This is a genomic window from Pseudomonas sp. TWR2-1-1 (assembly GCF_049897045.1).
GTDB classification, from domain to species: Bacteria; Pseudomonadota; Gammaproteobacteria; order Pseudomonadales; family Pseudomonadaceae; genus Aquipseudomonas; species Aquipseudomonas versuta.
Genome location: NZ_JAFCVM010000007.1, coordinates 217,496 through 230,394 on the forward strand (window position 1 = coordinate 217,496; position 12,899 = coordinate 230,394).

Sequence of the window (12,899 nt, forward strand, 5' to 3'; positions counted from 1 at the left end):
CACTTAACCCTCTTTAGCCGGTGCAGGCGCGGACTGGCCACTCTCATTCAGCGCCTTGGTCACTTCGGGCGGCATGTATTTTTCATCGTGTTTGGCCAGCACTTCGTCAGCTACGACCACACCCTGGGCGTTGAGCTTGCCCAGGGCGACGATGCCTTGCCCTTCGCGGAACAGATCCGGCAGGATGCCGCGGTAAGTGATGGTCACGGACTTGTTGAAATCGGTGACGACGAACTGCACGTCCAGCGAGTCGCCCGAGCGTTTCAGCGAACCGGCTTCGACCATGCCACCGGCACGGATGCGGGTATCCAGTGGCGCTTCGCCATTGGCGATCTGGGTCGGGGTATAGAACAGGTTGATGTTCTGCTGCAGGGCACTCAAGGCAAGGGCAACGGCAATGCCCACCCCCACCAGAATTGCCAGGATGATGATCAAACGTTTTTTGCGCAGCGGATTCACTTCGAGTTCTCCCGGCGCAGACGTCGCGCCTCTTGTTGCAGATAACGCCGGCGCGCCGCAATCGGCAGCGCCACGTTCAACGCCAGCACTGCCAGGCAAATGCCATAGGCCGACCAGACATACACCGCGTGATGGCCCATGGCGATAAAGTCGCCGAAAGACGCAAAACTCATCGCCCACCCTCCAGCGCTTTCAATACCTGGGCCTTGACCCAGCTACTGCGGGCCTCGCGTTTGAGTACTTCGAGACGCATGCGCAGCAACAGCACGGCGCCAAAGAAGCAATAAAAGCCCAGCACCATCAACAGCAATGGCAGCCACATTTCCATCGGCATGGCCGGTTTTTCGGTCAGGGTGAAGGTCGCGCCCTGGTGCAGGGTGTTCCACCACTCGACCGAGTATTTGATGATCGGGATATTGATCACGCCGACAATGGCCAGTACCGCGCAGGCCTTGGCCGCACTGTCGCGATTGGTGATGGCATTGCCCAGGGCTATCAGGCCGAAGTACAGAAACAACAGGATCAGCATCGAGGTCAGGCGTGCGTCCCACACCCACCACGAGCCCCAGGTCGGCTTGCCCCAGATCGCACCGGTGACCAGCGCCACGGCGGTCATCCAGGCACCGATAGGGGCGGCGCATTGCAGGGCCACGTCGGCAATTTTCATCTTCCAGACCAGGCCAACCACGCCGCACACCGCCAGCATCACGTAGCAGGACTGCGCCAGCATCGCCGCCGGCACATGGATATAAATGATCCGGAAGCTATTGCCCTGCTGGTAGTCGGGCGGCGCAAACGCCAGGCCCCAGACTACCCCGCAGGTAATCAGCACTGCGGCGCCAATGCTTAACCAGGGCAGCAGGCGCCCGCTGATGGCATAGAACCATTTGGGCGAGCCGAGTTTGTGAAACCAAGTCCAGTTCATCACGCTGTTTCCATCACGGTGCTTGGACACGCCCGGTACGGGTCGTTATCAAAGCCAGGGTCTTTACTGGCCCAGTAGGGCCAGACCTCATTATTCGCCAACGCTGATTTTCAGGCCGGCGGCTATAGCAAAAGGTGTCAGGGTTACTGCCAGGGCGGTCAGGCTGGCAAGCCAGAGCAGATAACCCGTTGCAGGCATACCTTGCAAGGCCGCCTGCAACGCGCCGCTGCCGAGAATCAGCACCGGGATATATAAAGGCAGAATCAACAGGGCCAGCAGCAGGCCGCCACGCTTGAGACCCACGGTCAGTGCCGCACCGACGGCCCCGAGCAGGCTCAGGACCGGCGTACCCAGCAACAGGGACAGCAACAGCACCGGCAGGCAAGCCACCGGCAGCCCCAGCATCAAGGCCAGCAGCGGCGACAGGATTACCAGTGCCAGGCCGGAAAACGCCCAGTGTGCCAGCACTTTGGCCAACACCAGTAGAGGCAGGGGGTGCGACGAAAGGACCCACTGCTCCAGCGATCCGTCCTCGAAATCACTGCGGAAAAGCCCGTCCAGCGAGAGCAAAACCGATAACAGGGCAGCCACCCAGAGCAAGCCGGGAGACAAGGTTTGTAACAACTGTGTCTCGGGCCCGACCGCCAACGGGAACATGGCGATCACAATCGCGAAGAACACCAACGGGTTGGCCAGTTCTGCCGGACGGCGAAACAGCAAACGCGCTTCACGTGCTACCAGGGTCGCAAATACACTCATACAGCCCACTGCCCCAGGTCGATATTGCGGTAACCGGCCGGCATCCGGGTCAAGGTGTGATGGGTGGTAAGCACCACCATGCCACCGCGTTCACAGTGGCGGGCCAGATGTTCTTCGAGCTCGGCCACACCCTGTTTATCGAGTGCGGTAAACGGCTCATCGAGTATCCACAACGGCGCACTGTCCAGATGCAGCCGGGCCAGCGCCACGCGGCGCTGCTGACCGGCCGACAAGGTGTGGCACGGCACATCTTCAAAACCTTTGAGCCCCACCGCCGCCAGCGCGGCCCAGATAGCGTCACGCGAGGCCGGGCGATGCAGGGCGCAAAGCCAGCTGAGGTTCTCTTCTGCGGTGAGCAAATCCTTGATCCCGGCAGCGTGGCCGATCCAAAGCAGTTGGCTGGCCAATTGCGCTCGCTGCTCGTTCAGCGCCAGGCCATTGAGCCGCACTTCACCCGCCGTCGGCTGCATCAGGCCCGCCAACAAACGCAACAGGCTGGTTTTGCCGCTACCGTTGGGGCCGCTGATTTGTAGCATGTCGCTGCTGGCCAGTCGCAGTTCGAGATTCTCGAACAGCATCCGCCAGTCGCGCTCACAGCCGAGTGCTACGGCTTCTAAAAGAGGGCTGGTCACGTAATTGAGGCCTTCACGGTTCAAGTCGGCTGAGGCGCGGCCGTTAAAAAGATGCAGGATAAATGCATTGGCGACCTGTTTCAGAGAGCTGGGTCAAACAATCGCGATATTTTCACGCGCTCTGAACGACGGGGCCGCATTATACATGCCATGCCTTACTCCAAAGATGCCAATTTCGACAGGCTGTAACGATGAAAGGCGACATGACAATTCCACCCGTCCTGCCCGCTGCGCCGACCGGCGTACGTCCTGGCGTTGCGGGCGGTGAAACGCTCAAATTGCTGCAGCCTCTGGCAGGCCTGATCGGCCCCGGCCAAAGTGCGCAGGCGCAAGTGTTATCCCTTAAACAGGGGGATGCGGCCTTCCAGTTGCTGCTCCGGCTGACCCTCGATAGCGGGCGCCAGACTAACGTGCAAGTCAGCAGTACCCAACCCCTGCCCCTAGGCACCTTGCTGGCTGTGACCCAGCCGGCCCCCGGCAGTCTGGCGATCAGCCTGCAGCAAGCCCTGAGCAGCGGCGTGGCCAGCCTCACCCGCCTTGATCCGCAACAGTTGCCGGCAGGCACGCTGCTGCAAGGCAAAGTGTTGAGCAGCCAGGTGCTGGCACAGACCGCTGGCCAGCCCTCGGTCTATCGCTCACTGGTCACGCTGCTCAACAGTGCCTTGAGCGGCAGCACCCTGACTCTGGATAGCCCGCAACCCTTGCGCGTCGGCAGTTTGCTGAGTGCCCAGGTGCAGGATGCACAGACCCTGAACTTCGTCCCCCTGAGCGGTCGCCAGGATCAACTGGCAGTGGCGCAACAACTGGCCCTGCAGCAGAGCCGTCAGGCTTCACTGGAAGGTCTGCTCAACGCCCTGCAAAGACTCCCGACCAGCAACAGCATGCCCGACGAATTGCGCGCCTCCATCGACAAGCTGCTGGCCGGCTTGCCTACGCCAGCACAACTGGGCAACCCCGCAACATTAGGAACGGCCTTACTCAACAGCGGCGCTTTTTTGGAGGCCAGGCTGCTGAACGGCCAGACCCAGGCTTTGCCTGCGGACATGAAAGCTACATTGCTGCGCCTGATTGCACAGATCCTGCCCGGCTTGCCGGCCAACACCGACTTCAACCCCGGCATGGCCGCCAGCACCCAGGCCCAGGCCATGCCGAACTTTGTACGCAATGCGCTGGGGATGCTCGGCCAGGTCAGCGCCAAACCCCAGACAGGCGGCTTTCCCCTGCCCCAGCGTGGTCTGCCCGGTGGCGAAGGCGAAGACAGCCTGGAAAACCTTTTAAAGCTTGCAGCGGCAGCCATATCGCGGCTGCAAAGTCATCAACTGTCCAGCCTGGAGCAAAGTGGACGTACCGCGGATGGCAATCTGCTGACCACCTGGCAATTGGAAATACCGATGCGCAACGCCCACGACATAGTGCCGCTGCAGATCAAGTTCCAGCGTGAAGAAGCGAGCGAGCGAGAACCCCAGGACACCGCCGAAAGCCGCGAAGTCAAAGATCAGCTGTGGCGGGTAGAACTGGCCTTCGACCTGCCGCCGCTGAGGCCCTTGCATGTGCAGGCGCAATTGCTACGCGGCAACCTGTCGGGCCAGCTCTGGGCGCAACGGGCCTGCACCGCAGAGTTGATCGCCAGCCAGTTGGGCGTATTACGCCAGCGCCTGAACGATGCCGGGCTAAACGTGACCGATCTCGATTGCCACCAGGGCATCCCGCCGCAAGGTGGCCACACCCCACTGGAACAACGCTGGGTCGACGAAACCGCATGAACAGACAACCCGAACCGCGTCAGGCGATTGCGCTCAAGTACGACGGCAAACAAGCGCCCACCCTCACCGCCAAAGGTGACGATGAACTGGCCGAAGCCATTCTCAAACTGGCCCGCGAGTACGAAGTACCGATTTATGAAAATGCCGAGCTGGTGAAGGTATTGGCGCGCCTGGAGCTGGGGGACAGCATCCCGCAGGAGTTGTACCGGACACTGGCGCAAATCATCGCCTTTGCCTGGCAGCTCAAAGGCAAGTTCCCGGAGGGGTTTGATCCCGATGCCGGGCCGGTGGAGCGGGATATAACCCCGCCAAAATAAGCCAAGTCACAAGGCCCCCGTAGGAGCGAGCTTGCTCCTACAGGGTTGTGCAGTGCACAGATGCGGGAGACAAGGCAAATCGCAGCCCTCACCCTCCGCGCCGGAAGGCACCCCATGCAGGAAGTTGCAACCGCACCTGTAGGAGCGAGCTTGTCTCGCGAGCTCTTCAACGAAACCCCAAGAGCTCGCGAGACAAGCTCGCTCCTACAGGGTTGTGCAGTGCAGATGCGGGAGACAAGGCAGATCGCAACCCTCACCCTCCGCGCCGGAAGGCACCCCATGCAGGAGGTTGCAACCGCACCTGTAGGAGCGAGCTTGCTCGCGAGCTCCTACAGGGTTTGTGCAGTCGTGTGGGGGTTAGCCTTTGTGCATTTTGCTCATCAACTCGGCCTCGGCCTGGGTCAGGCCGCAGGACTGGGTCAATTCGTCAACGCTGGCGCCCATGCCCACCAGACGCGCCGCCTGGTTGAACGACAGGCTGGTGGGATCGCGCTGTTCAAGTTGAGTCAGTTTCTCGGGCAACGGCGCAACCACGGCACGCAATTCGTGCAGATCTTCTCCCATCTGCACATTGCCGTTCTGGTAGGTGTCCAGGCGCCGTGTCAGTTCCCTGAGGCGCCGGTCACGCAGTTCGTCCGCCCTCGCCTGCTGCGCGGCACTCGCGCGCTGGCGGCGGATGTGGGTCACTAACACCCACAATGTCGCAGCCCAGAGCAGGCCCAGGACGATTACCGCCGCCTCAAGGATCAATCAGATGTTCTCCAGGTCCGACCATTCTTCTTCGGTCATCATCTTGTCCAGCTCAACCAGAATCAGCAATTCGCCGTTCTTGTTGCACACGCCCTGGATGAATTTGGCCGATTCGTCGTTGCCCACATTAGGCGCCGTTTCGATTTCCGACTGACGCAGGTAAACCACTTCCGCCACGCTGTCGACCAGAATCCCGACCACTTGCTTGTCGGCTTCAATGATGACGATGCGCGAGTTGTCGGTGATCTCTGCGTTATGCAAGCCAAAACGCTGACGCGTGTCGATCACGGTTACCACATTGCCGCGCAGGTTAATGATGCCCAGCACGTAGGACGGCGCACCGGGAACCGGAGCGATTTCGGTGTAACGCAGCACTTCCTGCACCTGCATCACGTTGATGCCGTAGGTCTCGTTGTCCAGCTTGAAGGTGACCCATTGCAGGATCGGATCTTCGCTGCTCTGTTGTGCCGCTGCCTTGCTCATATCCAAACCCCTGAAGAATGACCGCTGATGCGGTGTGTACTGTCTGACCGCGGCCAAAGCCCCGGTGGTTTATTTGTCGGTTGTCCCGGCACTGGCCGTGTGCCTGGCCGCACCGCTACTAATCAGTTCGGCCAGTTGCTCTACATCCAGCAGCGCGCACATGTGCTCAATCACCGTGCCCGCCAGCCACGGGCGTTGCCCGCGCTTGGTGCGCCATTTGATCTGGTTGGGGTCCAGGCGCAGCGAGCGGCTGACTTGATGCACGGCCAGCCCCCAGTCGTAACCCTGGACCGAAATGACGTATTGCAGGCCCTCGCGAAAATCATCGCGATAGCGGTCGGGCATCACCCAGCGCGCGGTGTCCAGTACGTTGAGGTTGCCGCTTTGGCTCGGCAGGATGCCCAGAAACCAGTCAGGCTGACCAAACAGCGGGGTCAATTCCCGACCTTGCAGTGAGTAAATCGAACCCAGGCACACCAGCGGCACTGCCAGCGTCAATCCGGCCACATCAAACAGCAGACATTCGAAGGGCTCGTCGGCCCATGCCGGGCGACCGTCGTTGTGCACCGGTAATTGAGCCGCCGCTCGCGGCCGATGAACCTCCACCAGAGGATGGACGAACGACTCGGCCGCAACGCCCACGTCAGCCAGCGTTACCGGCATGGCGAGCGTCAGCGCTTCAGCACGCGCATCACGCACCTGCTCTTCAAGCGCAGCGCCGGCAAACTCGTCCAGTTCCGGGGCTGGCGGCTCAACCTGCAGCAACGCTTCAGTGGCATCGAACAGCAAGTCGTCGAGATAGGATTGCAAAGCCAGTTGCGGTCCGTGAGAAAGCGCTGTCGGCTGTGTCATAAAGTGCCCCACTCAACTGTCTCGCGACCGAGACCTTGAGACGTTATCGGCCGTGCCCGGCGAGTACTTGAATGCACGCTCACCTCAAACCGCCTGCGGCGCAAGCTGGCGGGTCAATACATGTTTGAGCAATGCCCGGTAGGCGATCACCCCACGGCTTTTTTCGTCGAACTGCGAGGGTGTCTGCCCTGCCCGGCTGGCATCACGCAGGCGCGTGTCGACCGGGACAAAGCCCTGCCACAGGGTGTCGGGATACACATCGCGCAACACCCGCAGGGTGCTCATGGAGGCTTGAGTGCGGCGGTCGAACAACGTCGGCACGATGCAGAACGGCAGCTCCTGCTGGCGCGAGCGGTTGATCATGCGCAGGGTATGGACCATGCGCTCCAGGCCCTTGAGCGCCAGATGCTCGGTTTGCACCGGGATGATCAGCTGCTGGCTGGCCGCCAATGCATTGACCATCAGCACCCCCAGAATCGGCGGGCTGTCGATGATGGCGTAGTCATAGTCCTGCCACAGTTGCGCCAGGCTACGGGCGATCACCAGGCCCAGACCACTCTGCCCCGGCGCCTGACGCTCCAGGGTTGCCAGCGCAGTGGTCGCTGGCAACAAGGCAATGTTCTGGTGACTGGTGGGCAGCAGCAATTGCGCAGCCAGGCCTTGGGGCACCTGGCCCTGGTGCAGAAACAAGTCGTACACGCTGTGCTCAAGGGCATCGGGGTCATAACCGAAATAGCTGGTCATGGAACCGTGCGGGTCGAGGTCGACCACTACCACGCGCTTGCCCGCCTCAGCCAGCAAACCGGCCAGAGCGATGGATGTGGTGGTCTTGCCGACTCCACCTTTTTGATTGGCTACTGCCCAGACTCTCATTTTGTTGTTCCTCCCGGCTGCGAACGTGCCGGCCGAGAATTGACATGCACTTATAGGGGCGGCGACGGGGAATTGACGGCATTCCCTGGAACCAGCGGCTTTGTTTGAGGCGGTGCAGTTTGTGTGCCAGCCCGCTTCAGGGCGGCATCGGGTGTTGCGTGAGCAGTCCCCACGCCGGTCAGGCTGCGCCGTACTTCCAGGTTGCGCGATACCACCAGCACCACCCGGCGATTGAGCGCGCGCCCCTCTGGCGTCGCGTTGTTGGCCACCGGCTGAAATTCGCCGTAGCCCACCGAGGCCATGCGTCCGGGGTTGACGCCCTGCATCGCCAGCATGCGCACGATGCTCGACGAACGCGCCGAGGACAGCTCCCAGTTGGTCGGGTACTGCGCAGTCCGGATGGGCAAATCGTCGGTAAAGCCCTCGACGTGAATCGGGTTGTCGAACGGCTTGAGGATCGCTGCCACCTTGTCGATGATGTTGAACGCCACATTGCTGGGCATGGCGTCGCCGCTGCCAAACAACAGGCTGGAGTTGAGTTCGATCTCGACCCACAGCTCGTTGCCGCGCACCGTCAATTGCCTGGATGCGATCAGGTCGCCGAAGGCGGTGGTGATGTCATCGGCAATGGTTTTGAGCGGATCATCAGGAATCTGCCCCAGACCGGCGTCAGTGTGTTCGCTGTCTTTGATCAACGGTTCTGCCGGCGTAGTCGTCAGTGGGCGCTCATCGCCCACGGGGATTGGCTTGACGCTGCGCTCGCTGTCATTGAAGACCCCGACCAGGGCCTGGGAAATCACCTTGTACTTGCCTTCGTTGATCGACGAAATCGAGTACATGACCACAAAAAAAGCAAACAGCAGAGTAATGAAATCCGCGTAGGACACCAGCCAGCGTTCATGATTGACGTGCTCATCAGCGGAGCGGCGACGGCGACTCATAGTTAACCCACAAAGCCCTGGAGCTTGAGTTCGATGGAGCGCGGGTTTTCGCCTTCGGCAATCGACAGGATGCCTTCGAGCATCATCTCGCGATACAGCGACTGGCGCAGGGCAATTGCCTTGAGCTTGCTGGCTATGGGCAACAGCACCAGGTTGGCACTGGCGACCCCGTAAATGGTGGCCACAAACGCCACCGCAATACCGCTGCCCAACTGAGCCGGATCAGCCAGATTGCCCATCACGTGGATCAGGCCCATCACCGCACCGATGATGCCGATGGTCGGCGCATACCCGCCCATGCTTTCAAAAACTTTGGCGGCCTCGATATCGCGGCTTTCGCGGGTCATGTAATCGACCTCCAGCACACTGCGGATCGCTTCGGGCTCTACACCGTCGACCAGCAATTGCAGGCCTTTGCGTGAATAGCTGTCAGGCTCGGCATCGGCCACGCTTTCGAGGCCCAGCAGCCCCTCCTTGCGGGCCGTAAGGCTCCAGTTGACGACCCGGTCAATGCCAGCAGCCATATCGATGCGCGGCGGAAACAGAATCCAGACCACGTCTTTCATCGCCCGCTTGAAGGCACTCACGGGCGACTGCAGCATCGCCGCGCCTACCGTGCCGCCCAACACAATCAATGCCGCCGGACCATTGGCCAGAGCTCCCAGATGCCCACCTTCCAGGTAGTTGCCGCCGATGATTGCGACGAAGGCCATGATGATGCCGATCAGGCTGAGCACGTCCATCAGTGACAGGCCTCGACCAAGTAGCGGCCGACATCGTCAAGGCTGTACACCGCATCGGCCAGGCCGGCTTTGATGATGGCCATGGGCATGCCGTAGATCACGCAGCTGGCTTCGTCCTGCGCCCACACCGTACTGCCGCCCTGCTTGAGCAGACGTGCACCTTCACGGCCATCGGCGCCCATGCCGGTCAAGACCACCGCCAAAACTTTGTCACCATAGGCCTTGGCCGCAGAACCGAAGGTGATATCAACGCAGGGTTTGTAGTTCAGGCGCTCATCGCCCGGGAGAATTCTCACCGTGCCACGCCCATCAATCATCAACTGCTTGCCGCCGGGGGCCAGCAGCGCCAGGCCAGGACGCAGCATATCGCCGTCTTCGGCTTCCTTGACGCTGATCCGGCACAGCTTGTCCAGACGTTCGGCAAAGGCTTTGGTAAAGGCCGCCGGCATGTGCTGGACCAGCACGATCGGCGCCGGGAAATTACCCGGCAACTGGGTCAGGACCCGCTGCAAGGCCACCGGTCCGCCTGTTGAGGTGCCGATAGCCACCAGCTTGTAGGCCTTGCGCTTTGGCGCAGGCGATGCCGCTGCCGGCGCCGCACGATTGGCCACCGGGGTGGTACGCACCGGGGCTGGCGTTGAGGCAGGCACTGCCAAACCGCCCGGGGCCGGGCGGCTGGCAACAGGCGCCGGCATGGCCGCTGGTGGAGTACTGTAGCTGGACAGGCGACGGTTACTGCGCGAAATACTGTGAACCTTTTCGCACAGCAACTGCTTTACCTTCTCGGGGTTGCGCGAGATATCTTCAAAATTTTTCGGCAGGAAATCCACGGCCCCGGCGTCCAGCGCATCGAGGGTCACGCGGGCGCCTTCATGGGTCAGCGAAGAGAACATCAACACCGGCGTCGGGCAGCGCTGCATGATATGACGCACCGCCGTAATGCCGTCCATCAACGGCATTTCGTAGTCCATGGTGATCACATCGGGCTTGAGCGCCAGCGTCTGATCAATGGCCTCCCTGCCATTGGTGGCGGTACCGATCACCTGAATGGTTGGATCGGCCGACAGAATTTCCGAGACGCGGCGGCGGAAAAAACCGGAATCATCCACCACCAGGACCTTGACTACCATAAACACTCCGTTAGGCGGTACGAGGTGCACCGCCGGTGCCACCAGAATCAAATACGCCGCGAAGCGTAGTGCTTGAGCATGCTCGGGACATCCAGGATCAGAGCAATGCGGCCGTCACCGGTGATGGTGGCGCCCGACATGCCTGGCGTGCCCTGGAGCATTTTGCCCAACGGCTTGATCACCACTTCTTCCTGACCGACCAGTTGATCGACCACAAAGCCAATGCGCTGAGTGCCCACCGAGAGAATCACCACATGCCCTTCGCGCTGCTCTTCATGGGCCGCAGAGGCCACCAGCCAGCGCTTGAGGTAGAACAATGGCAATGCCTTGTCACGCACGATGACCACTTCCTGGCCATCGACCACATTGGTACGCGACAGGTCGAGGTGGAAGATTTCGTTGACGTTGACCAGCGGGAATGCGAACGCCTGATTGCCCAGCATGACCATCAGAGTCGGCATGATCGCCAGGGTCAGCGGTACCTTGATCACGATTTTCGAACCGCGCCCCAGGGTCGACTCAATGCTCAGCGAGCCATTGAGCTGGGCGATCTTGGTTTTCACCACGTCCATGCCCACGCCACGCCCGGACACATCGGAGATCTCGGTTTTGGTCGAGAAGCCGGGAGCAAAAATCAGGTTGAAGCAATCGTTCTCGCTCAGGCGATCGGCAGCGTCCTTGTCCATCAAGCCTTTTTTTACCGCAATGGCGCGCAACACGTTGGCGTCCATCCCTTTGCCGTCATCAGAGATCGACAGCAGGATATGGTCGCCTTCCTGCTCGGCGGACAGAATCACCCGGCCGCAGCGCGATTTACCGGCAGCTTCACGCTCTTCAGGGGTTTCACAACCGTGGTCGACCGCGTTGCGCACCAAGTGCACCAGCGGATCGGCCAGGGCCTCGACCAGGTTTTTGTCGAGGTCGGTTTCTTCGCCCACCAGCTCCAGGCTGATTTCTTTTTTCAACTGTCGCGCCAGATCCCGAACCAGACGCGGGAAGCGGCCGAACACTTTCTTGATCGGCTGCATGCGGGTCTTCATGACCGCGGTCTGCAGGTCGGCAGTCACCACGTCAAGATTGGACAACGCCTTGGCCATCGCTTCGTCGTGGCTGTTGAGGCCCAGGCGCACCAGACGGTTACGTACCAGCACCAATTCGCCGACCATGTTCATGATGTCGTCCAGCCGCGCAGTATCGACCCGCACAGTGGTTTCGGCTTCAGAGGCCACCGGCTTTTCTGCGCTGGCCGCCGGTGCCCGGGGCGCCACGGCACGGGGAGCTTCGGGCGCACTGGCTACCGGAGCCGGCGCCTGGGCGGCTGCAACCGCTGCAACCGCAGGGCTCTGGGCAGAAAACTGGCCTTTGCCGTGCAACTCATCGAGCAGTGCTTCAAATTCGTGATCACTGATGTGATCCGGGCTGACAGGCTCGTCAACCTGGTCAGGTGCCGCCGCCAGCGCATCGGTATTGAATGAACCTTTGCCATGCAACTGATCAAGCAAGGCTTCGAATTCGTCGTCGGTGATCTCATTGCTCACCGCCTCCGGCACCACAGGGACCGGCTCTGGCGCGACACTGGCAACCGCATCGGCGCGGAACTGGCCCTTGCCGTGTAACTGGTCGAGCAGCGACTCGAATTCGGCATCGCTGATTTCATCGCTGGCGGTTGGCGCTACAGGTGCCGGTGCGGGCTCGGCGGCAGCAGCCTTGACCGCATTGAGTGAGTCCAGCAGCATTTCAAATTCGTCATCGGTGATATCGCTGTTGTCGCTGGCCACCGATTCGGCAACCGCAGCCGGTGCGGCAACCGTCTGCACTGAAGCAGGCTCGGCCAGGCGCGCCAGGGCAGCGAGCAACTCAGGGCTTGCCGGCGTAATCGGGCTACGCTCGCGCACCTGGGTAAACATGCTGTTAACCGCATCCAGGGCTTCAAGAACCACGTCCATCAACTCCGAATCGACGCCACGCTCACCCTTGCGCAGGATGTCGAAAACGTTCTCGGCGATGTGGCAGCACTCCACCAACTCATGGAGCTGCAGGAAGCCGGCGCCCCCTTTTACAGTGTGAAAACCGCGAAAAATTGCATTGAGCAGGTCCGCGTCATCCGGTCGGCTTTCAAGCTCGACCAGCTGTTCGGACAGCAGCTCTAGAATCTCGCCGGCTTCAACCAGGAAATCCTGAAGGATTTCTTCATCGGCGCCGAAGCTCATGTACGTGCTCCTTGAAGTAGGACCTTTCGACGCCGGGACGGGTAACCCTTCCCGAGCGCCTA

15 protein-coding genes are annotated in these 12,899 nt (G+C 61.0%); 2 read left to right on the forward strand and 13 right to left on the reverse strand.

Translation table 11 applies throughout. The features are described 5' to 3' along the window. Nucleotides 1-3: 3 nt before the first annotated feature. The 5 genes from ccmE to ccmA all read right to left on the reverse strand — a co-directional run bounded on the left by ccmE (nt 4) and on the right by ccmA (nt 2,775). Nucleotides 4-459 carry a cytochrome c maturation protein CcmE gene (ccmE, locus tag ACP7BO_RS18610; protein ID WP_397454296.1) on the reverse strand — a complete coding sequence of 152 codons (456 nt, stop codon included), beginning with the start codon at nt 457-459 and terminating at the stop codon, nt 4-6. Then, on the reverse strand, nt 456-632 hold the full coding sequence (gene ccmD / locus ACP7BO_RS18615) for a heme exporter protein CcmD (RefSeq protein WP_073509228.1): 177 nt from the start codon (nt 630-632) through the stop codon (nt 456-458). The genes ccmE and ccmD overlap by 4 nt, the downstream gene beginning before the upstream one ends. After that, nucleotides 629-1,387, reverse strand: a complete 759-nt coding sequence (locus ACP7BO_RS18620) for a heme ABC transporter permease (protein ID WP_397454298.1) — start codon at nt 1,385-1,387, stop codon at nt 629-631. Before ACP7BO_RS18620 ends, ccmD begins: the two co-directional genes overlap by 4 nt. Nucleotides 1,388-1,474: 87 nt before the next feature. Continuing rightward, nucleotides 1,475-2,143 (reverse strand): heme exporter protein CcmB, encoded by a 669-nt coding sequence (ccmB, locus tag ACP7BO_RS18625; RefSeq protein WP_003441898.1) that lies wholly within the window; start codon nt 2,141-2,143, stop codon nt 1,475-1,477. Then, nucleotides 2,140-2,775 (reverse strand): cytochrome c biogenesis heme-transporting ATPase CcmA, encoded by a 636-nt coding sequence (gene ccmA, locus ACP7BO_RS18630; protein WP_426212005.1) that lies wholly within the window; start codon nt 2,773-2,775, stop codon nt 2,140-2,142. Before ccmA ends, ccmB begins: the two co-directional genes overlap by 4 nt. Before the next feature lie 191 nt (nt 2,776-2,966). Between ccmA and ACP7BO_RS18635 the strand changes: the two genes are divergently transcribed. Together ACP7BO_RS18635 and ACP7BO_RS18640 are read left to right on the forward strand one after the other, a co-directional pair. Next, nucleotides 2,967-4,538 carry a flagellar hook-length control protein FliK gene (locus ACP7BO_RS18635; protein WP_426212007.1) on the forward strand — a complete coding sequence of 524 codons (1,572 nt, stop codon included), beginning with the start codon at nt 2,967-2,969 and terminating at the stop codon, nt 4,536-4,538. After that, entirely contained in the window at nt 4,535-4,855 is a 321-nt protein-coding gene (locus ACP7BO_RS18640; protein WP_426212009.1) for an EscU/YscU/HrcU family type III secretion system export apparatus switch protein, read from the forward strand. The genes ACP7BO_RS18635 and ACP7BO_RS18640 overlap by 4 nt, the downstream gene beginning before the upstream one ends. 357 nt (nt 4,856-5,212) lie before the next feature. Here ACP7BO_RS18640 and ACP7BO_RS18645 read toward each other — a convergent pair whose 3' ends face one another. The 8 genes from ACP7BO_RS18645 to ACP7BO_RS18680 form a co-directional block, all read right to left on the reverse strand. Next, nucleotides 5,213-5,605 carry a DUF2802 domain-containing protein gene (locus ACP7BO_RS18645; protein ID WP_060693819.1) on the reverse strand — a complete coding sequence of 131 codons (393 nt, stop codon included), beginning with the start codon at nt 5,603-5,605 and terminating at the stop codon, nt 5,213-5,215. Continuing rightward, nucleotides 5,606-6,088 carry a chemotaxis protein CheW gene (locus ACP7BO_RS18650; RefSeq protein ID WP_060693821.1) on the reverse strand — a complete coding sequence of 161 codons (483 nt, stop codon included), beginning with the start codon at nt 6,086-6,088 and terminating at the stop codon, nt 5,606-5,608. It lies immediately after the preceding gene. A gap of 69 nt (nt 6,089-6,157) precedes the next feature. Next, nucleotides 6,158-6,940, reverse strand: coding sequence for a CheW domain-containing protein (locus ACP7BO_RS18655; RefSeq protein ID WP_397454301.1), 783 nt, complete (start codon nt 6,938-6,940; stop codon nt 6,158-6,160). 84 nt (nt 6,941-7,024) lie between these two features. Continuing rightward, nucleotides 7,025-7,813, reverse strand: coding sequence for a ParA family protein (locus tag ACP7BO_RS18660; protein WP_397454303.1), 789 nt, complete (start codon nt 7,811-7,813; stop codon nt 7,025-7,027). A 50-nt stretch (nt 7,814-7,863) separates the two neighbouring features. After that, on the reverse strand, nt 7,864-8,754 hold the full coding sequence (gene motD / locus ACP7BO_RS18665; RefSeq protein ID WP_397454305.1) for a flagellar motor protein MotD: 891 nt from the start codon (nt 8,752-8,754) through the stop codon (nt 7,864-7,866). 2 nt (nt 8,755-8,756) lie between these two features. Next, complete coding sequence (locus tag ACP7BO_RS18670; protein WP_073509233.1) at nt 8,757-9,497, reverse strand: flagellar motor protein; 741 nt, start codon at nt 9,495-9,497, stop codon at nt 8,757-8,759. Next, the gene (locus ACP7BO_RS18675) at nt 9,497-10,627 is read right to left on the reverse strand and encodes a protein-glutamate methylesterase/protein-glutamine glutaminase (protein ID WP_426212013.1); all 1,131 of its coding nucleotides are present in this window, start codon (nt 10,625-10,627) and stop codon (nt 9,497-9,499) included. Before ACP7BO_RS18675 ends, ACP7BO_RS18670 begins: the two co-directional genes overlap by 1 nt. A gap of 47 nt (nt 10,628-10,674) precedes the next feature. Beyond that, nucleotides 10,675-12,837, reverse strand: a complete 2,163-nt coding sequence (locus ACP7BO_RS18680) for a chemotaxis protein CheA (RefSeq protein ID WP_426212015.1) — start codon at nt 12,835-12,837, stop codon at nt 10,675-10,677. Between the last annotated feature and the right edge of the window lie 62 nt (nt 12,838-12,899).